This window comes from Halobacteriovorax vibrionivorans, from assembly GCF_003346865.1.
In the GTDB taxonomy this organism is placed as follows: Bacteria; Bdellovibrionota; Bacteriovoracia; order Bacteriovoracales; family Bacteriovoracaceae; genus Halobacteriovorax_A; species Halobacteriovorax_A vibrionivorans.
This window is the reverse complement of record NZ_QDKL01000003.1, coordinates 345936-366027: the sequence shown is the minus strand read 5'-3', so window position 1 is coordinate 366027 and position 20092 is coordinate 345936. Positions and strand designations below refer to the sequence as shown.

At 34.8% G+C, this 20092-nt stretch carries 16 protein-coding genes; 6 read left to right on the top strand and 10 right to left on the bottom strand.

Features of this window, described 5'->3' with window-relative positions:
* Positions 1 to 240 precede the first annotated feature (240 nt).
* Together DAY19_RS12475 and DAY19_RS12470 are read left to right on the top strand one after the other, a co-directional pair.
* Positions 241 to 1536, top strand: a complete 1296-nt coding sequence (locus DAY19_RS12475) for a hypothetical protein (RefSeq protein ID WP_115362943.1) — start codon at positions 241 to 243, stop codon at positions 1534 to 1536.
* On the top strand, positions 1533 to 2330 hold the full coding sequence (locus tag DAY19_RS12470; RefSeq protein WP_115362941.1) for an undecaprenyl-diphosphate phosphatase: 798 nt from the start codon (positions 1533 to 1535) through the stop codon (positions 2328 to 2330). The genes DAY19_RS12475 and DAY19_RS12470 overlap by 4 nt, the downstream gene beginning before the upstream one ends.
* On the opposite strand, the gene DAY19_RS12465 is transcribed toward DAY19_RS12470, so the two are convergent.
* From DAY19_RS12465 to DAY19_RS12430, 8 genes are read right to left on the bottom strand one after another with little or no spacing between them, the layout of a single operon-like run.
* A complete protein-coding gene (locus DAY19_RS12465) occupies positions 2307 to 3284 on the bottom strand; it encodes an NAD-dependent epimerase/dehydratase family protein (protein WP_115362939.1) in 978 nt (325 codons plus the stop codon). The two genes, DAY19_RS12470 and DAY19_RS12465, sit on opposite strands and share 24 nt — an antisense overlap.
* A 2-nt stretch (positions 3285 to 3286) precedes the next feature.
* Positions 3287 to 4918 (bottom strand): fatty acid CoA ligase family protein, encoded by a 1632-nt coding sequence (locus DAY19_RS12460; RefSeq protein ID WP_115362937.1) that lies wholly within the window; start codon positions 4916 to 4918, stop codon positions 3287 to 3289.
* Positions 4902 to 5795 carry an alpha/beta fold hydrolase gene (locus tag DAY19_RS12455; RefSeq protein ID WP_167849483.1) on the bottom strand — a complete coding sequence of 298 codons (894 nt, stop codon included), beginning with the start codon at positions 5793 to 5795 and terminating at the stop codon, positions 4902 to 4904. Before DAY19_RS12455 ends, DAY19_RS12460 begins: the two co-directional genes overlap by 17 nt.
* Positions 5795 to 6823 (bottom strand): 3-oxoacyl-ACP synthase III, encoded by a 1029-nt coding sequence (locus DAY19_RS12450; protein ID WP_115362933.1) that lies wholly within the window; start codon positions 6821 to 6823, stop codon positions 5795 to 5797. Before DAY19_RS12450 ends, DAY19_RS12455 begins: the two co-directional genes overlap by 1 nt.
* A gap of 12 nt (positions 6824 to 6835) precedes the next feature.
* A complete protein-coding gene (locus DAY19_RS12445) occupies positions 6836 to 8224 on the bottom strand; it encodes a phytoene desaturase family protein (RefSeq protein ID WP_115362931.1) in 1389 nt (462 codons plus the stop codon).
* Positions 8225 to 8271: 47 nt separating this feature from the next.
* A complete protein-coding gene (locus tag DAY19_RS12440; protein ID WP_115362930.1) occupies positions 8272 to 8517 on the bottom strand; it encodes an acyl carrier protein in 246 nt (81 codons plus the stop codon).
* Between the two features lie 31 nt (positions 8518 to 8548).
* A complete protein-coding gene (locus DAY19_RS12435; RefSeq protein ID WP_115362928.1) occupies positions 8549 to 9793 on the bottom strand; it encodes a beta-ketoacyl-[acyl-carrier-protein] synthase family protein in 1245 nt (414 codons plus the stop codon).
* Positions 9790 to 10446, bottom strand: coding sequence for a GbsR/MarR family transcriptional regulator (locus DAY19_RS12430; RefSeq protein ID WP_115362926.1), 657 nt, complete (start codon positions 10444 to 10446; stop codon positions 9790 to 9792). The genes DAY19_RS12435 and DAY19_RS12430 overlap by 4 nt, the downstream gene beginning before the upstream one ends.
* 347 nt (positions 10447 to 10793) lie before the next feature.
* On the opposite strand from DAY19_RS12430, the gene DAY19_RS12425 reads away from it, so the two are divergent.
* From DAY19_RS12425 to DAY19_RS12415, 3 genes are all read left to right on the top strand, one after another.
* Positions 10794 to 11642, top strand: coding sequence for a hypothetical protein (locus DAY19_RS12425; protein WP_115362924.1), 849 nt, complete (start codon positions 10794 to 10796; stop codon positions 11640 to 11642).
* Between the two features lie 152 nt (positions 11643 to 11794).
* Positions 11795 to 14926, top strand: coding sequence for a hypothetical protein (locus tag DAY19_RS12420; protein ID WP_115362922.1), 3132 nt, complete (start codon positions 11795 to 11797; stop codon positions 14924 to 14926).
* Positions 14926 to 17739: a S8 family peptidase gene (locus DAY19_RS12415; RefSeq protein ID WP_115362920.1), complete on the top strand. Its 2814-nt coding sequence runs from the start codon at positions 14926 to 14928 to the stop codon at positions 17737 to 17739. The genes DAY19_RS12420 and DAY19_RS12415 overlap by 1 nt, the downstream gene beginning before the upstream one ends.
* Positions 17740 to 17743: 4 nt before the next feature.
* Here the strand turns inward: DAY19_RS12415 and DAY19_RS12410 are convergent, their stop codons facing one another.
* A complete protein-coding gene (locus DAY19_RS12410; RefSeq protein ID WP_115362918.1) occupies positions 17744 to 18550 on the bottom strand; it encodes a TIGR02147 family protein in 807 nt (268 codons plus the stop codon).
* A 155-nt stretch (positions 18551 to 18705) separates the two neighbouring features.
* On the opposite strand from DAY19_RS12410, the gene DAY19_RS12405 reads away from it, so the two are divergent.
* Positions 18706 to 19164, top strand: a complete 459-nt coding sequence (locus DAY19_RS12405) for a hypothetical protein (RefSeq protein WP_115362915.1) — start codon at positions 18706 to 18708, stop codon at positions 19162 to 19164.
* A 32-nt stretch (positions 19165 to 19196) separates the two neighbouring features.
* On the opposite strand, the gene DAY19_RS12400 is transcribed toward DAY19_RS12405, so the two are convergent.
* On the bottom strand, positions 19197 to 20045 hold the full coding sequence (locus DAY19_RS12400; RefSeq protein WP_115362913.1) for a hypothetical protein: 849 nt from the start codon (positions 20043 to 20045) through the stop codon (positions 19197 to 19199).
* Positions 20046 to 20092 lie beyond the last annotated feature (47 nt).

The following is a 20092-nucleotide window of genomic DNA, read 5'->3' as shown; positions in this document are numbered from 1 at the left end:
TGCCTATGTTTGTTTTTAAGCTACGGATTATTGTCAAATGAGTTCGTGTTGGCACTGGCCAACTCTGTTTTTCATATTTCAAAGGATTCTCTCTCGATCCAGCATCTCTTTGTTTTTGTCGTGACTTATTTCTTCTATTATTTCTATTGCGCTCTGTTGTTCAGTTTAACTTTTGGACAATTAATATGTGGTGTAAGAATTATGGCCCCTAGCTTCTTTTTGCGAAGATTGGCCGCCATTATGCGATTAATACTTTTACCTATTCGTGTTGTACTTGACCTCTTTTCTAGAGAAATTGAACATCCTTGGAGTTCTAAATTAACAGCATCTCGCTTAGTGTATCGTTCAAAAGTAATTTCTTACTTCTTTGCTACGTTAATCTGTCTCATAGCAGTCGCCTTAACACCTTTTAGTCCTTTGATGTATAAGCAACAACTTCTAGGACAGCAACAAGTTGATTATGGCCTAAAGAGTTTTGTGGAAGGGGATATTAAGGACTTTGAATCTTTTCAAGAAATTGGTTCAAAAACTTTGGGATTTTCTAGTTTCACAAACTTGGCAGATGGGCGTTTTGAGCTTATTCCAAGTTATGAAATTAGAAAGGTTTCATCAAAAACAATCTTTCGTCCTTTAGTCTCTCTATGGGATAAGAAACTTTCAATTAAGGGCAGTTTTAAAATAGCTTCACGTTTTGATCTCTATGAGCTTGTTAAAGTCGCCAAAAATAATCTTTGGTTTTTTAGCCTGTACTATCCCGAACTTGATAAATCGCTGGAGTTATCAATTAAAGATGACAAGGACTACTTCTATATTAATCAACGAGCATCACTAGAGCTGTTTCAATTAATATCAAATGCTTTTCTTGTTGATTATAAAAATATTCCTAAATTAATGATGAAAGGGCATTTCCAATTCCTACCATACCTTCAAATGAAACTAGAGCTATCTAAGTTACTTGAATTAACACACGATAATTATGTGGACTTCATTAAAAGTGGAGACACTATATTTGTACGTAAAAAAGATTATTCTGGTGAGAATATTATATACCGTGAAACTTTTTTTAGTCTCTCACAGTTAAGGCCTATTGTTTATAAAAGTGTTTGGGACAGACATCTTGATAATGATAAGTCACAGGCCGCTTTGTCTAACGCACTTTTTTTCAAAGCTAGATGGGGAAAGAAAGTAGAGGAGAGATATGATATTTGGATTAAGGAGAGCTTGTTTAATCCTTTATTTGCCTTTGATTTTTTAAATGAAGTTGATCAGAGTAAAGATTATCGACGAAACTTTGAAAGATATATTTTAGGAGTTTACGTTGAGTCTGCTTTATCTGCCCTAGAGTCTAATCAGCAAGATTATATCGATACTGTACGTTCAGCCTTGCAGCGTTATTCTTTAGTTTTTAAAATGGCATTAGAAAGAAAAGACATATTTTATTCTAAAGCGACAATTAAGGGTTTCAATGACATTCTTCTTGGCCTAAAATTAAAAGATAAAAAGCCAATTTTAGAAGTTAAGGAAAAGTTGAAATGACATTATGGATGGCCATTGTTTATGGAATAATTCAAGGATTAACAGAGTTTCTACCTGTTTCAAGCTCTGGTCATTTGGCCTTACTTCCATTCATATATGAGTTTAAAGACCCAGGAATATTCTTTGATTTAGCTATGCATGTGGGAACAGCTTTGGCCGTAGGTATCTACTTCCATAAAGATGTCTTAAGAATTTCAAAGAATGCAATTTTCTTTATTCTACCTGGAAAAACATGTGATGATTTCACTAAGAACTTTATGATCGCAACTTTTTTTACAGGCTTTTTTGCATTAATCTTAAAACCAGTTGCTGAAGCTTATGGAAGAAATGAAGTCTTTATTGCATTCAACTTAGCATTCTTTGGTATCTTATTGTTCATATCAGATCGCATAAGTAAAACAAATAAGAATATGGAAGGGTTTCGTGCCTCATCGTCTATTGTAATTGGACTATCTCAAGTACTGGCGATTTTCCCAGGTGTATCACGTTCAGGTATTACAATTACTGCGGCAAGATTCTTAGGGCTTTCTAAAGCTGACGCTTCTTCATTTTCATTCTTATTATCTCTGCCTCTTATTTTTGCAGCCTTTATGCTCAAAAGTTATAACTTAATGTCTAAACCACAAGGTGTGCAATTTGAGCTCTTTAATTGTGCAATAGGCATGTTGGTTTCATTCTTTGTGGGCCTTGCTACTATTCACTATTTTATGAAACTTATAAAGAGAATCCAATTTGGTTACTTTTTAGTTTATCGCTTGATTTTAAGTGCGCTAGTTTTTTATCTTCTCAAGTGATTCTTCAATTGTTATTTTAGGTGAATAACCAAAATCAACTCTTGCATTATCATGCTTGAAATAATGAGAAGTTCCCATTTGTAGGGCCACAAAACGTGTCATTGGTGGTTGATCGTCATACTTTCCTAGAAGCTTATAAACTAATTCGAAAATAAGGCCAATAAAGTATACGATCTTAAGAGAAACTTTACTACTAATAGGCTTTTCACCTTTGGCCTCTAGTATTTTATTAATGAAGTCCCATAGGTTGACGGGTTTCTCTTGGCCAATAAAATATGCTTTTCCTTGATTCTTGGCCTCTGTAGATAGCTCTTTTAAGGCCATGACATGTGCATGTGATGCATTCTCTACGTAGTTAATATCAACTAAATTCTGGCCATCACCAATAATTTTTAAACGGCCACTTTTTGCCCTTTGAATAAGTCTTGGGATGATATTCTTATCGCGTTCTCCATAAATTAAGTGAGGCCTAATTGAAGTTGTTAGTATTCCATGGCCATTTGACTCTAGGACAAATCGTTCTGCAATAGATTTGGATTTTGCGTATTCATTAAGATATTTTTTTGGATAGGGAAGTGACTCGTCTCCATTTTTAATCTCGTCTTTTCCAAAGACTACGCTTGGTGTACTTGTGTAGATTAAATATTTTGCACCTTGCTCCTTCATAGCATTTACAAGGTTCTTTGTTCCATCAACATTAATGCGATGAAAGTCTTTACTCTTCCCCCACATTCCAACTTTTCCTGCAGCATGGAATACTGCATCGATATCTCTTAAGGCATTTTTAATATCTTCATAATTAGTTAGGTCGCCTTTAATTGTTTCGATACCGAGCTCGTCAACTTCTGAGGTGTGTCGACGAGAGAAGTTGATTACTTCATGTCCATCTTTTAATAAGTCTTTTGCAATATGATAGCCTAAGAAGCCAGTAACACCTGTAACTAAGACTCTCATGACTACCTCAGCTTCCCTGCTTGTGCTAGTTTTGATAAAGCCTTGCGATCAATTTTTATATTGTGGCGAATATCAACTGGAAATTTTGAGCAGATATAAATCTCATCGATATCTTTTGTGTGTGAGTGTTGATTGGCCATGATCTTTAACTCTTGTTTTAAGCGAGATTTATTCATGACAAATGAATTTGGTTCAACACTTAAAGCAGGTCTAATGCGATTATTTTTAAGAATCCATATCAAAGCGGATTTCTCAACTAATGGATGTTTATTAAATATTGCTTCTATTGAGATTGGATAATATGTCGTGGCATGGGCCTTTACTTGATGGGCCTTGCGTCCATAAAACCAGAGTCTACCTTCGTTATCAATTCTTCCAATATCACCCATGCGGTGCCAGAATGTATCACCGTCATAGATTTTTGCTTCTCGTGTTTTGTCTTCTAATTCATGATAAGCGGCAGTAGCTGTTTTCGTTCGCACAATAATTTCACCAATCATTCCGCTAGGAAGCTGCCTTGTATCTTTTATATCTTTAATTACGCCGTCTACATCTTTAATAATTCTAATTTCTACGCCTGGACAAGGTAGACCAATACAAGTACCAGAACCCTTAGCAGTTTCAAATTGTGTTTTGGTAAGAACTTCTTTTCCGTTAAAACAGCTAACTGGCAAACATTCAGTTGCTCCATATGGTGTATATGTGTCCGCATCTTCACGAGTCAGTCTTGAAAGTAGTCTTTCATGTACTTCATTGCGAACAGGAGCACCAAACATAACAATGTATTTTACAGTATCGAGTGTTTGATTCGTCTTTTCTAGATGACGTCCAACTCTATCCCATATAGCAGGTGAGCCAGCAACAAATGTTGCCTTATTATCATTGATATTTTTAATGAGTGCTTCGGGATCACATTTTGCTGGTTTACTCGGGTTCATGTCTGGGATTACGCTAGTCATTCCCATTGACATGGTAAAAAATGAAAATAGAGGAAACCCTGGAACATCAATATCTTCAGCAGTTAGATTGAATAATTCCTGTAGCACATCAGTTTGTCTGTTAAATATTTCATGTGTGTATTCAACACCTTTTGGCCTACCAGTTCCACCGGAAGTAAAGAGAATGGCCGCTAAGTCTTGAGGGGCAACTTCTTGTGTACTAAAGTCCCTATGTTCTTTATTTCTGAGTGAACTAATTGTTGTTAAAGAAGAAAGTATCTTACTTTCTGTAGTGAAATACTTCTTAATTGTTTTAAAGCTATCTTTTTTAAATAGCCTTAGAATATGCACGATATTAACTGCGATTAGATAGTCAGGTTTTGCATCTTTGATTGCTTTAAAAAGGTTTTTAAGGCCCATTCCTGGATCAATTAGAATAGGGATGGCCCCTAGTTTAAAGAGAGCAAAAGTAAGGGCAGGGAAGTCAAATGATGGTTTTACAAAAAGTAAGACCTTGTCTCCTTTTTGGATACCTTCTTCATTTAAGCAGGCCGCATAGTGAGAACTTAAGTCATTAAACGCTTTAAAACTTAATTGGTCATACTTATATCCACTGCCTGTTTTAACTGGAAATTTAAGACAAGTCTTGTCTGGAGTTTTTTGTGCCCAGTTCTCAATTCTAAGAGCTATATTCATTCAGAAAGCCTTTTATTTCTTTAAGACAATTTTCTCTTTCGTCTTCAATCACATAGTGACCAGCATTTTCATATACGACATACTTAGTCTTTGAGTCCTCTTGGGGATAAAACTCTTTCCATCTCTTTAAGAACTTCATATTAAAACAGAAGTCCTTAGCGCCCCAGAGAAACATTTTTGGACATTTTACGTTCTTTAGTCCATTTTCAATCTCTTCTAATCTTCCATAACTTGGATGGGACTTTGTTAGAGGAATATCTTTTACAAATCGAGCTGTAGCAATTCGATTCTTGTAGCTATTATATGGGTGGAGATAACCTTCTTTAATATGTTTAGCTAGAGGCTTTGTTGTGGTCATAAATGTTGCAGGCCAAGCAAAAGCATTAAACGTGCGAACCATTGGCTCACCAATAAGAGGGAGCTTACAAAGAGCAATTCTTTTTGGGATATCAAGAGACTTAAATGCAGCTGTATTAAGTAGAATAACACCTGTTACACTTTCTGGTCTTGATGTTGCAACACCCATTCCAATAGCTCCACCCCAATCGTGAACTAGAAGTTTAAACTTCTTTATTTGGAGTTGATCAATAAGCATTAGGACGTTATTGATGTGATTTTCTAATGTATACTCATAGTCTTGTGGCTTATCTGATAGGCCACATCCAAAGTGATCAGGAACAATGCAACGATAATCTTCTTGTAATTCTTTTACAATATTTCTGTAATAGAATGACCACGTTGGATTTCCGTGAAGCATGATAACAACTTCACCTTCAGGATTACCTTCATCCAGATAGTGATATTTATTGCCATTGATTTCAAGAAAATTATTCCTAAATGGGTATTCGTGTTGCCAAGTATCGATTGTCATATCCATTACCAAGTTACTCCTAGTACAGAACAAGAAAGACCAGAACCAATTCCTACAAGAGCAACTTTCTTACCTTTTTCAATTCCCTGTTCATCATTCATTTTTGCAAGTGTAATAGGAAGCGCTGCTGAGCCTGTATTTCCTAAAGTATCAAATGTATCAAATGTTTGATGTTTATTTAGTCCTAGCTCTGTTAGAACGACTTCTTTATGTGCCTTACCAACTTGATGGCCGATAACGATATCAATCTCATTAGCTTTTAATTGAGACTCTTCAAAAGTTTTCTTTGCTAGTGCCTTTCCGTATTTTAGTAATTCTTCAGAGTCTGTTTCCATGACAAGTGTCTCTGGGTTACCATCGCCTTGGCATAGCTTATTTGCTGTCGAGTCACTTCTGTTAATTATTGAAGTAATTTGAGGTGCATTAGGGGCCTCGCTCTTATGAGCTAGACAATATGCTACACCTGCAGATCCAATTGTTAAGTTTGCAAAAAACTTTTTAACGCTTTTTCTTGTAATTGTTTGATCTTCATTAAGTGTTTTAATTGTGTTTTCTAAAAGGGGAGCGCTATTTTCACCAGATAGAATAATTGCACGCTTAATAGCACCTGTTTCAATCATATTTGCCACAACTTCCCATCCACTAATCATACCTAAGCAAGCATTTGAGATATCAAATAGGCTACAGCTTTGTGGCATTTCTAAATTAGAGTGAATAACCGAAGCCGTTGAGGGCTCTAAGAAGTCACGACATACACTGGAATTAATTAGCAGTTTGATATCTCTTTTTTGAATACCTTTTTTAGAAAGCTTTTCTAGGAGCTTTTCTCCTGCCTGAGTTGCAATTGAGCTTGGCCTAGTTGAATTTGGCCAAAAACCTCGTGACCTAATTCCCGTCATAAGCTCTAGTCTTCCATGAGGAAGTTTTAATCTTGTATATATAGGTTCAAGTAATTCCTCAAGTTTATCACTTGTTAAAACTTCTGGAGGATCTATATATGCGTAGTCTTCTATTACGACATTATTATACTTCATTTTTTTCCTTTCTTATTCCATTAGGCCATGTAAGTTTGCCATTGAAATTCCACTTAGCATTGAGCCTATGATTCCTAGGAATCCCTGATCTGTTCCACATAAAAACAGTCCATTAACTGGTGTTCTACCATCACGTAGTTTCTGAGTTGAGCCGTAAACACATCCACGCATATGGCCTGTGTAGCGTTCAATTGTATGAGGTGTGAAAACATCTTTGAATTTCACATCAAGCTTCGCATTTGGATATATTGTTTTAAGAGTTTTTAATGATTGCTCGTATATTTCATTTTTCTTAGCTAAATAGGCCTTGCGATCAGTATTGACTAGTTCTTTCCACTTTTCGTAATTTGCCATGTAAGTAAGTCTAATTAGGCCTTCATTGTTATCATCATCTGCAAAATTATTTGGGAAACAAATGACTGCACTTTTGTCGTCGATAAAGTCGCTTGGAGCTCGATATTGATAATCTTCTCTTTCATTGTAAAAGAGAATAGTGTCATTCATATCAAAGTCTTTAGGTCTTTCATCTAAACACAGAATAGTCTCACAAAAGGTCATCGGGCCTACTTCTATCTTTTGAGATGTTTGGCCTTGAGTGATTGACATTGTTTCAGGGTGTCCCATACTTGAGATTACTTTTTCACATTCAAGGACTTCACCGTTTTCTAGGGTAACACTTGTTACTTTATCATTTTGTGTATTGATCGATTGGACACCTGCGCGAAAACGAAGTTCTCCTCCTAGATCTTTATACTTATCAAGTAGGAGATTGATAATCTTTCGAACACCTCCATCTGGTCTAGCAAAACCCTCAAGATAAATACTTTTAAACATGATTACAAACTGAGAGAAATCCATGTCGTCTTCCCATGCAGATCCATAAATCAACAAAGGTGCAAAGATCATTGAGATAAGCTTTTCATTTTTTATATATTTTCTGGCAACATCTTTTGCCATAAATGTTTCATTAGTTAGGGCGACTTCATTGAAGTCTTTTATGTGTTCCACAAATAAATTGAATTCATCAATATGAGTAGGGAACTTTTCTGCAATGTCTTGAACTAAAGTAGCAAAGTCATTGTTGAAAGTAAGAGTTGTATCGGGAAAGATAATCTTTGATTGTTTTTGTTCAATTAATTCTAGCTCTTTCCATGGAATACGTAGTTGTTTTAAGAGTTTTGTAAGAGGTTTTCCTCTTTCTCCTCTTTGTGCAAAGTTAGTTAGAGCGTGTAGACCAACATCAAAATTTCTTTTACCTCGACGGTAGTATGAATTCAGTCCTCCCGAGATAGAGTGCTTTTCTAGGCAGACAACTTTCTTACCAAACATCGCAAGCCTAATACTTGCAGCAAGTCCACTCATCCCAGCGCCAATAACAATTACATCATATTTTTGTGTCATATCGTTTCTTTTTAAAAATTGGCCACCTTTGGTGGCCATGTATCAATTTATTGAAATTTTGGTGTTAGATAAGCAACACAAGAGTTCATTGAAGCAAGCTCTGGGTAGTCTTCTTGAGGTACTTCTACAGCGTGTTGTTTCTTAAGTTCCATAACGATGTCTAGAAAGTCCATTGAGTCTAGATCTAGTTGGTCTCTTAGTGGAGTTGCATCATCGATTGTTGTTACATCATCATCAACAGCAATGTCTGCAATAATATCTACAACGATTTGTCTTACTTGTTCTGGTGTCATTTTCTTCTCCTGTAATTCTTTTTACTTTAAATTAAGCCTTAGCTTCGTATTTTTTTATAATTAGCGTTGAGTTAATACCTAACATTCCAAATGAATTGTTTAGGATATACTTCACATCTTTTTTTAGTGGTTTTTCTAAAACGAGTTGATCCATTGCACATTCAGGATCGATCTCATCAATTTTGTGACAAGGATGAACCATTCCATCTTCAAAGCTTGGAAGGTTTCCTGCTAGCTCTAATGCACCAGCAGCACCCATTGCGTGACCAATAAGGCCTTTTGTACAATTAACAGCAACTTCTGGAGCATCCTTAAATGCTTCTTTAATTCCTGAAACTTCTTGGATGTCGCCCATTTTTGTTCCTGTCGCATGAAGGTTTACAATATCGATATCCTTAATTGTAAGTCCTGCTTTCTCAATTGCTTTATGTACACATTGCATTTGACGCTCTGGATTTGGTAATACGAAATCTGAGGCATCACTATTTGTATGATAGCCAACGATTTCACCGTAAATTTTTGCACCACGAGCGAGTGCATCTTCTAGTCTTTCAAGTGTATATACACATCCACCTTCAGAGATAACGATTCCATTTCTATTGTTATCAAGTGGACGACTTGCTCTAGTCTGATCTTCTGGGAAGTCTGCTAGTGCACCTTGCGCTTTAAATGAAACGTGGTTTCCAAATGAATTTGCAGACTCTGATACACCACCTGCAAGAGCGAGATCAACTTCTCCAAGTTGTAACATTTGTACCGCTTGGATTAGTCCCATATTCCCGGCCGCGCATGCAGCACCTATTGTATAGTGAGGCCCTGTAATTCCTAGATTTAGTGAAACTTCACCAGCAGGAGCATTGGCAACTGTTCTTGGATTGTGGTGATGAGTCCAAAGTGAATTATCTTCATTGTTATTCTTGTAGAATTGGAATAATTCTTCTTCTGTCTCTACTGGCCCATGCTCAGTAATTCCAAGATAGATTCCAATTCGAGACTTATCCATTTCATCGATATTGAGATTTGCGTCTTCTAGTGCTTCTTTAGAACAATAAACAGAGATACTTCCTACGCGTGTTCCACGTTTTCTCATCTTTCCTTTTTGATGCTTCTTCACATCAAAGTCACATTTTCCAACTGGAATCTCTCCCATAAAACGAACTTCTTCGTATGTGATTCCTGACTTTTGTTCAAGAAGTGCTGAGCGGAATTCTCTTAAATTATTTCCATTTGGTGCTGTTAGTCCAACACCTGTAATCACAACGCGTGATAGATTCATTTACCTGCTCCATTATGTTTTTCATTTTCAATTTTTGATACAATATTTAGAAATGAGTTTCTTAAACCAGTTTTAAGTCCTGATTTAAGTTGATTAATATCTGTCATAGAGTTTTTTAATACTTTCGTTACAACTGGGAATTTCTCAATGGCCATATAAGGATTATCTAATTCTTTGCTGATAGAGATGATGAATTCGCTCAATGATTTTGCAAATCGAGTTGTCGTTAAAATATTTGTTAGTCGTGTTTTTCTTTTCTCATCTTTTATAAGGTTTAAAGACTCTGAAGTGATATTCTCAAACTCTTCGATGATTTCAAGTTCACGTTTCTTTACAATATTGGAAACGATATTGATGGCATCATCATTGGCCTCATGGATTTTCATTCGTTTAATTTCAGGATGATCCTTAGTTAGAACCATCTTATATGTTGAAAGTGTTTTTAAGGCACTTGAAACTGCTGGTTGCGATAGACCTAAGATCTTTTCAATCTCATCAGAGGCAAGGGCCCTTGGAGAATAAACGAGTACACCAAAGACAGCGCCTTCAATGCGCTTAAAGCCGACTTTTGAAAAGAAAGCTTCATAATGAGGTAGATAGTCTAGTAGACTGGCCTCGATAATCTCAATTTCCATATTTTCAGTTACTTTCATCTTGAAATTCTTTACTCAAAAACACGTTAATATTTTAAATATAAAATATAAGTAATATTGTCTAAGTGGTCAATCTTAAAAGGATCTTGAGCGCTTATGAAGAGCACAGCGTTAAATGATGTGCTGCAAGGTGCATTCTGGTCCTAAAATAATATCTAGTTACATTAAGCACCTGTTAATTTTTCAACTTGGGGCCAGTATGCTACTAAAAACGTCAATTATGTGGTGTAAAAGTTGGCATGAATCTTGAAATAGTTTCACTATTCAATTTTAAATCAAGAAGATTTAACTTTAACACTATCGGCAGCGAGGGGTGTCGAGTTTTTGAAACGTAGGGAGAAAATTACATGAAAAACTTATTGGTTATTGCAGCGCTAGCAACTTTATTCGCATCTTGTGGACGTTCAGGTGGAGGAAGCAGTTCTTCTTCGACTTACGGTACTTACACGTCACCTTATGTTACAGCAAATGGATTTGTATCAGCTCTAAATAGTGTTGATCCTTATTACTATGACCTAAATACACTTGAAAAAGATGAATATGATTCTCTTAGAGAAGACTTCTTTGTTTACTGGGATGCTAAATATAATGAATTTGTAGCTATTGATATTACATACCTTAGAACTCTTGCTTATTGGGACTACTACTCAAATAACCAAGGTCTAGCTGATGAGTTCCGTGATGTTCAAAGTGATGATGCTTGGGACTATGGAATTATCGGTGACGGTTGGGGTGATGATTACGAAATCGTTGATCACGTAGGTTACGATGTATTTGGTGATCCAGTATTTGAAGGTTTTGATACTGGTTACTACTATGAAGATGAAGAAGAAACAATGGATACAGGTCTTATGGCCGCTAATGATGAAGAGTTAGAAATGTTTAATAAAGCTTCTCTTTATTCTCAAGCATTTAAACTTCCTTCAGATAAAGCTCTTTCTCTAGTAACGATGGAAAAAGAAGTTTCAAGAATGCTAGAAAATGCCAAAAATGGTGAACTTCTTGAAGAAGACCAAAAAGCAATTGCAAATAATATCAAGCACTTTACAGGTAAGTCGATTGAGGAATTCATGGCCGCAAAGAATGATCTAAATGCACGTGAACAAATCATTGATGATGTAGCTGGCCACTTAGGAACGACAACTCAGAATATCGAAGATGTTATCCTTCCAGAGCTACTATCAATTGAATTATAAGTTGTTGATAAGACAAGAAATACCACACCGTAGAGGGGGCCTAAATTGGCCCCTTTGTTTTTAGAGAACTAATTACTGTTCACATTATTTACATACTTGAATTTGTTTCAATTTCTCCTTATTTCGTTCCATATGTTGATAGAGTTAGGGCAATGAATTTATTTAAAGCAGCTATATTATTTATTGTCTTAGTCAGTATGTCTTATAAGACATTTGCTTCCACTGGTTTGGTTGCTATTAAAGGTGAGTCTTTACCTGCTGCTGATCTCTATAGTCCTAAATATGGTGCTATCGACTCAGAACAAGCCTTCGAATTACAACAAGAAGGAGTGGACCTATCCAAGCTTTCACCTGTACTTTCAAGTCTTTGGAACGGTCACAATAACTTCGCTGATCATGAGCGTGATGACAAAGAATTACCAATTTATAAAGGCCATGAATTAGATTTCAAGGGAACAATCAGCTCTCCTGCAAGTATCTTACGATTTAATGCTTCAAATAATGAAGGTAATTTCCAGGTACACCTTTCAAAAAGTCTACATACAATACTTCTTCGTAAGCATTTTCTAAGAAGGCTTGGCTACATTATCCCAGCTTCAAAATATTTAGAAGAAGTGCGTATCAATTTTAAAAATGAAAGACAAAAAGACTTCTTTAAAGACGTTGATCTAGTAACTCAATTAGGAGCATCATATAAGAATTGGCTAGTTGAAGAAGGTACGAATTATCTAGTTCTAAAAGATATCTTTGTTCGTATGCCACAAGAAAGTGATTTCTATGACGTTGCTCTGACATCTTTAAATGACTCAAAAGATTTGAGATCCCTTAGAAGCTTAATTGTGATCTATTCTTATCTTAATTTAAATGAATCAATTAATAAATTCTCATATAATTTCTTAAAAATAAAAAATGAACATCTCGTTTTTGATTATCCTACAACTTCAGATTTCGATGCAACATATGATGATGTGCTTTGGATGGCAAGACTTGTGGCCGAGCTTGATCGTGAAGATATAACGGCATTAGTAAAGGCCTCTCACTATCCCGCAATCGTTGAAAAGATTCTTATCGAGAAATTAATTGCTAGACGAAATAATTTGGTTGAAGTTTTAAAGCTTCAGGCCAAGCAATATGACTTTAAAAAAGAAATAAAACACGAATTAGTGAAAGATGGACACTTAAAGCCTCATAAGTTTGAGGGCTACGCTGGACAATTCAGTTTTGGAGCATCTCAAGGTCCACTTGATCATCTACCATCTTTTCTCTTTGGAGAAGCTCAATCAGCAGCTTTTTCTGGAATTATGGGTAAGGTGAGTGAAAACTTAAAACTATTTAATATTTCGGATGCAAAAATAAAATGGCTGCAAGAAGACTTTGAAGGAAATAAAGAATTTGCTTTAGATTATTTTGAAGAACATGGACAATTTCCACCACTTCCTTTTTCAAGCTGGAAGTCTCCTGTTGTAAGTGGAAATATTTTATTTGGTAGAGATGTTGTCGTAGGTCAAAACTTTGGTACAGATAACTTTGTTCAATTAGCAGATACCATTGGTTTTACAACAAATTTAGGACTCTTTATTGGGCTTGAAAGGTTTATCTCTCAAACAACCAGTGGATCGTTATTTCCTAATATTGGTATTCATACAAGCTATACTCATGTAAGGCCTGTCGAAGATCTTAAGCAAGCAATTAAAACACCTTATAAGAATATGCTTGTAGGAAAAACACTTAAGGTCTTACAAAAGAATCTTACTCAATATTTATCTGCTTCAAATGATGAGGAAGATAAAAAAGAAAAGCTATTTGATATATACCGCTCAATTTCAGAGAACTTTGGGGTTGGAGAGTCGATTATTATATCAACTTCAGTGGTTCCTGATATTACACTTTCTATAAATGCTCCTCTGTTTGATGTTGCTAACGGTTATGGGAGTGTAAGTAAGAAGTATAAAGAGTTATCACGTATTCATATTACTAGAAAATCAAAATATAATTTTCATATTTATTATGATGATGCACGTGTAAATGAACTTAGGGTTCGAGGTGGATTATCATATCTTATTCCAATTGTTATGTTTGAAGGAAAGAAGATAGATTCAAAGCTTGATATGAAATTATATCAAATCAATCTTGATCCAGACCAGGATGAATTAGATTTTTCTAAGAACGTTGCTAAGTTTATCTCTTTATTAAGAGATCGTACAAACGATGCGATGGGAGAAGAAGATATTCAAGTTTATAATAATTCAAACGACAGTCTCTTTAACTTTAACTTTTTATTTCTTGTTAAAAAGTCTCTTAATACATTTAGTGAAATACTGGTTAAAATAAAGAATCGCCTTGATATAAAATTAGTTTCTGCTAGTCATGGTGAACTTGATGGTGTCAATTATAGTAAGTTTCTTCGCAACATGGGTGGCTACCTTTTAAAGAGATATATTAGTGAAATTGGCTCAAGCTTTGATGTCGATGATCTTCCATTTTTGTCTGAAGCCAAACATTATTATAAGAATCCAGGAAAGAATCTCTTTGGAGCAGCTACTACACATGAGACAACTTTAGAGTCAAAGCTTATTGATGACGAAGGAAAAGTTGAAATCAGCAATATGAAAGAGCTTTATATGAGTTATCGTAAAACATATGAAAGAGCTGTAATTAAAGAAAAAGTTGTTAGAAAGAAACTTAAAAAGGAAAACGAGGACTTTAATTTAAAGCTATATACAAAATCAGATGCATCTGATGCCGGAGATATGCACTTTGCACGACTTGAGACAAAGATTCATTTCTTTGATGGAGCAGTTAAGAGAATTCTTAATATCTCAGATAGAGAATTAGATGAGTTATCAAATAAGATGATTATTAGAAATTGTCACCAGAGACATCGTCGTCACGACCGCAATACTTCAGGGCAAACACGCTCTCAACGTCTTCGTTGTGGGGATCTTGATGTAATATCTAATAAATTATATTGGTGTAGGAAGTATTTACGAAAAGATAAAGCTCAAAAAGGTTTAAAGTGCCTCTCTCATGTCGGTCATTATTTTGCTCGCTACATTGATGCACGTACTCTTTTAGACTTCTTTGGTGAAAGAAACTTATACGTTGAATCTAAGCTTTCAGGATATCGCGTTGATCATGAATTAATGCTAGCTCCTATTGAAGGTAATTCATATGGAAAGATCAATACGAGAAGCTTTGGTGGGCCTATTGGTAAGTTAATATCTGTTCTTAATCTAATTAAAGCAGAAGTTAAAGGCCTGTGGTATAGGGAGGATCTTAATTAATGAGAACTCACTTGTTAAAAACATTATTGCTTTCTGCTGTATATTTTGTTGTGAATGCTAATAGTATCGATTTAGTTTCTAGACAATGGTCTATAGATAATAATTCACAATCATATTCAAGAAAAGTATCAGAATTAGAATTTAAAGAAATCAAAGGCGTTGATGGTGTCGATATTAATTACTTTTCTGACGAGGACTTAGAAAGTATTGATGATAAAAAGTCTTTAGTTGCTATTATTGATACTGGTGTCGATATCGATCATCCTGAATTAAAAGATAATATTTGGCTCTATCCTGAATGTATTGGTAAGAGTGAAGAAGAAAAGAAAGAATTACCATGTCGTGGTTATAATGTGCTAGATGGTAATGCTGACGTTTCAGATAATGAAGGACACGGTACATTTGTTGCAGGTCTTTTATCCGCTAAGAAAGATGGTGTCGGTATCGATGGCCTATTGCCTAAAAATATCAAAATTATGCCAATTAAGGCCATTACAAACTTTCAGGGTTTTACTTATAAAGGTAAGGTCGTTTCAAGTTATATAGCTCGTGCTATAGCTTTTGCTGTAAATAATGGTGCTGATGTAATTAATCTCTCTCTTGGTATTCCAAAAGTAATCGAAACTCCACAGCTAATTAGTGCAATTGATTACGCCCTAGAAAAAGATGTGATTGTTGTTGCTGCTGCCGGAAATAATAATAAGAAAAAGAATATCTTTCCTTGTAATTATGATGGAGTTATTTGTGTTGGTGGGATTGATATTCAAGGTGAAAAAGTTGCATCCTCTAACTTTGGTCAGGTTGTTGATATCTATGCTCCTGGAGAGAAGCTAATTAGTACGATTCCAACAAATATGGAATCAAAAGTTCTTCGTATTGGTCAATATGATCTTAAAAGTGGAACTTCTTACGCTATTGCTCATGTGACAGCACTTGCAGCTGCCTTAAAGTTAAAAGGAATTGTTAAAAATAGCTATGAATTCTTATCTGTCTTGAATCAATCAAGCACAAATTATTCTAAAGACTCTTGGCTTCCTAGTGTTGATTACAAGAGATCTCTTCTAGTTAAGAATCTTTATCCTGTTCTTCTTACTAAGAAGATGGATACATTAGAAGTATCTCCTCGTGGAGATATTGTATTTGAATTTGAAGTATATAATCCAAATGAATCAATTTCAGCTCATAAAGTATGTCTAACGTCTGATAGTGACATACTTATTAAAGATACTTGCTTTGACAAAGAAATAGTAAATGGACGCAATAAGATAAAGCTTAAGTCAAAAATTAAATCTTTTGATATTGAGTCTTGGCAAAATTTTAATATAAAATTAATCACTTCATCTGATAAGGTTCTTGTTTCTAAAAAGGCAAGTCTACAGCTTGTTAAGCCAATTAAGTTAGATGAGGCCAAGGTGATCACTAAGATTGCAGCAGGCGCTCTGTTAAGAATTGCACCTAATATTAAAAGTTCAGCTCTGTTAAAAGTAATCGATTTCACTGCTAATAAAGCAACACAGGATTATTATGTATTAAATAATCGTTCATTAAGAAGTATTTTCTATCTAAATGAAGCAAAAAAAGAGTATTCACCAATGCAAATTAAATTTGCAACAGATATCAATGTCATTAGTGTTTTAAAAGCTGACATGAATCTAGATGGTACAAAAGATATTCTTGTGTATGGAACTTCTAAAGATAAGAGAGAATATATCCTCGCTTCATATGATGTAGCTGGGAAACCACTATTTGGTGAAAAATCAATATGGAAACTAAATGCTACACAATTTGGTGGATTGAATTTTAATCGTGGAAGGCCTTATTTTAATTTTATTAAAACCACGTCTAAATCTCTTGGTGATGTCTTAGTACCGCTTGTTTCAAGAGTTTTTGATTTACCTCAAATTGATAATAATCAAGATCCAATCGACTATTTAAATAACGTTAAAAAGAAACGTCCATACTATCTTCTACCTGAGGTTGTCGACGAAGAAGTTAAGTTACAAATTAGAACATTAGAGTCTTATGATTTTGACTCTAAGTTAAGAGAAAAGCTAGACCTTAGTTTTTTTGAAAATCTACAATTTGTATCACTTCTTGAGCAAGATAATAAATCTCTAATGAAGGGGAGTGTGAAGTTAATTTTTGCAGTAGGAGAGGTCAGTTTTAATAATTACTATGTGATTAATTTTGATGATACAACTAATTTTAATATCGTTAAAAAGAATCGATCGTTACAAATTCATAAGTCTAATATTACAACGATTAGATCTACTGTTGATGGTGAGTTCACTCAAAACTATCTCATCACAAGACAGCAAGAACGTAACAAGCTTGCATTTAAATTCTCCGATTCATCTAAGACCTTAAGGTTTGAGAGTGAGTGGGAAGATCCACTTTCTTCAATTCTTGCAGCATTTGATGAAGGTCAAGGCGAGTATTCAATATACGTTGAAGGAAGATATAATATTCACTTATTAAAAATTGTAGATAATAAGATCGTGAATCACTCTAAGCGTTCTATTAATAGAGAGTCTAGTTTCCCAGGTGCTAACTTTTCTCAAATCTTTCAAATGTCACAAATTGATACTTCTAAAGGTGCAATCTATACCGATATGCAAAGATTATTTGGAAATAACATAAGCGTTATAACAAAAAATGGTAATGAGTTATCAACGAAACTCAAGTATCACTACTCAATACCTGCGCAATGTGCACTAATTGGTCATGCTCAAATTGATAAAAATATGCAGATCAGGCTACATTGTATGGGACCTGGAAAGCTAAGTTCTGTCTACATTCATAATGTTAAATAAGTTTCTATTTTGTAAATGGAAAGAATAGTGTGGTTAAATTAAAGATTTGATGATCATCAGAGCTACCATCTTCTCTATCAAACTCATCTGTAAATTCTTGGATGAATTCATATAGTTTTTTTCTTGCCTTAGTTAAGTCTTCTTTTTTTACATTGATAAGGACGTGCTCAAGAATTCTTTGCTCTTTTGGCATATAGTAACTATCATCTGATAGATCACATATTTCTTGATGGAGAGGGACAAATTGTGACATCTCAAGTTTGTATTGAGGTTCGTAATCTGGATTAAGACTAATTTTTTTCTTTTCTTCTTTGATTATCGTTGAGCTTTTCATTTGTTCGATAATCTCTTGATAACCTTCATTTGATTGAAAAATAATTGGTAGCGAGCTTAAGTCCTTAGTTGTATTAAAGTTCTTCCACTTTAACATCTCTCTAATTAGGGCCATCTCCCATTTAAATTCAACTTGCCTTTCTTTTTTGGAGATATCCGTCACACGCTTTTGAGCAATAACTTGAAATACTTCTTCATCTCCTTTTGCATTCTTTTTTGCTTGAACAAGAGATGTAAAGAAGTCTGCTTCTTTTTCATTTAATTTGAGATTCTCTATTAATTTCTTAATTAGCTTAGGGCCAGGATGTCTTTGCCCTTTTAAGATCATAGTTAGACCTGAAACACTTGAGATACCAAGCTCTTTTGCCCACTTTCCAAAAGTGTACTTGCGATCAAGTTTTTTTCGCTCACTAAAGACATCTTCTAAATAAAGTCGATAATCAATATAGCTAAATAGGTCTATACCTCTAATATCCATAACTTACGTTTCGTCTCTTTTTTCAAATAAATTTAGCAAAATCTGTGAAATATTTGAAAATTTACTAATTTATACAATGAACTAAAGATATTACACACATGGTTGAGTAAATGACGCCAATATAGGATAAATAGGCATTAAAAGGAATACACTATATGCTTAAAACTATTTTTCTCACACTCATTATCTCTTTAAACACAAGTGCAATGTTTTCTACTGTCGTATTCGATGAACTCTTACCAAATGTATCTGATGTTCTTGGAAAGACTGGTTGGGGTGCTAAAACTGGCTGGGGTGCACGTGAAATTGAAGACAAAATCCGTGATGTTCTTTTAAACGACTATCGAAATGTATGTCTTGATGGACAGAAAAATTCTGCTCGTACTGATGAAGATATAGAAATTAGATTATATAATCTTAGAGCAGAAGGTGATAAGGCATTCAATGGAAATACAATTAGCTATAATGCAATCGTAAGCCTTAAAAATTCAATTTTTATTCAAGAAAGCTTTGATCAGTATTATATTACAGTTAATTATGATGAAAAGCTTGATGAAATTTTCATTGAATATGTAAATGAATCTGGAGAAAATGCTTCAATAAATTGTTTCTAAATATACAGGCCTAGCTTTTAGCTAGGCTTTTTTTATAGTCGATAACTTATACCAACACCTAAAGATACGCCACCTACAGAAGAAACAGTCTCAGTAACGATTTCATCCATTGAGTAAGAATTATAAGATACTATTGCTGCTTGAGCATAGAATCCTAGGGCCGAAAAAGGTGCAATCCTTACTCTTCCTCCTGCATTATATCCCCAAGCGCCTCCAGCTGACTTCTCACCAAAGTTTTCTTGTGTAAAGTCTCCAGTTATAATGAGTCCTGCATAGGCCTCAAGTGCAAAACTTGATCGATTAATAATGCGAAATTGATATTGAAAATCCCCGTAGATACTAGTGATTTTTGTATTTTCACTTGAACCAAAGAGATAACCCAGTCCAAGCTTAAAGCCGTTTCTCGACTTTGGGTCTCGGTATTCAATAGCAAGGTTGATTCGATTAAAAGCCGGGGCATCTGTATTGCTATATTTTTCATGAAAGTCTTGCCAGTCACTGCCTGGTGAAACTCGCATGTAATCAAGACTTAAGTAGCTATTTTCTTTAAGTTTCTCAGCATCACTTTTGAAAATTTTATCAATTTCATGCTCAGTTAGCTCTGGAGTTCTATGCTCAAGTTTTGAGCCAGAGATTGTAAAGCTGATATCACTTGTTTTAACATAGGCTATTTTTCCAGAAACGATTAAAGGGACAATGCTACCTTGTTTTAAACTCGTATCTCCAACCTTAAGCTTCCTACCGCTTCTGATATATCCAATAGGGGCCGCGAGGTCGACATCAGCATAAACAACTGTTTGTCTTGCCTTTGTTATGGCAAAACGATAAGCATGCCCTGTTAAATGGAAAAGAATACAAAATAATACTAAAATTTTTTTCATATATACATTATAATCAATTTAAAATTTTTGACTACAATAGTTTAGGA

Coding starts and splice junctions, on each gene's coding strand:
- DAY19_RS12425 (WP_115362924.1), top strand. CDS start 10,794: ATGAAAAACTTATTGGTTATTGCAGCGCTAGCAACTTTATTCGCATCT.
- DAY19_RS12470 (WP_115362941.1), top strand. CDS start 1,533: ATGACATTATGGATGGCCATTGTTTATGGAATAATTCAAGGATTAACA.
- DAY19_RS12435 (WP_115362928.1), bottom strand. CDS start 9,793: ATGAATCTATCACGCGTTGTGATTACAGGTGTTGGACTAACAGCACCA.
- DAY19_RS12475 (WP_115362943.1), top strand. CDS start 241: ATGCGATTAATACTTTTACCTATTCGTGTTGTACTTGACCTCTTTTCT.
- DAY19_RS12445 (WP_115362931.1), bottom strand. CDS start 8,224: ATGACACAAAAATATGATGTAATTGTTATTGGCGCTGGGATGAGTGGA.
- DAY19_RS12420 (WP_115362922.1), top strand. CDS start 11,795: ATGAATTTATTTAAAGCAGCTATATTATTTATTGTCTTAGTCAGTATG.
- DAY19_RS12410 (WP_115362918.1), bottom strand. CDS start 18,550: ATGGATATTAGAGGTATAGACCTATTTAGCTATATTGATTATCGACTT.
- DAY19_RS12460 (WP_115362937.1), bottom strand. CDS start 4,918: ATGAATATAGCTCTTAGAATTGAGAACTGGGCACAAAAAACTCCAGAC.
- DAY19_RS12440 (WP_115362930.1), bottom strand. CDS start 8,517: ATGACACCAGAACAAGTAAGACAAATCGTTGTAGATATTATTGCAGAC.
- DAY19_RS12430 (WP_115362926.1), bottom strand. CDS start 10,446: ATGAAAGTAACTGAAAATATGGAAATTGAGATTATCGAGGCCAGTCTA.
- DAY19_RS12465 (WP_115362939.1), bottom strand. CDS start 3,284: ATGAGAGTCTTAGTTACAGGTGTTACTGGCTTCTTAGGCTATCATATT.
- DAY19_RS12415 (WP_115362920.1), top strand. CDS start 14,926: ATGAGAACTCACTTGTTAAAAACATTATTGCTTTCTGCTGTATATTTT.
- DAY19_RS12405 (WP_115362915.1), top strand. CDS start 18,706: ATGCTTAAAACTATTTTTCTCACACTCATTATCTCTTTAAACACAAGT.
- DAY19_RS12400 (WP_115362913.1), bottom strand. CDS start 20,045: ATGAAAAAAATTTTAGTATTATTTTGTATTCTTTTCCATTTAACAGGG.
- DAY19_RS12455 (WP_167849483.1), bottom strand. CDS start 5,795: ATGGATATGACAATCGATACTTGGCAACACGAATACCCATTTAGGAAT.
- DAY19_RS12450 (WP_115362933.1), bottom strand. CDS start 6,823: ATGAAGTATAATAATGTCGTAATAGAAGACTACGCATATATAGATCCT.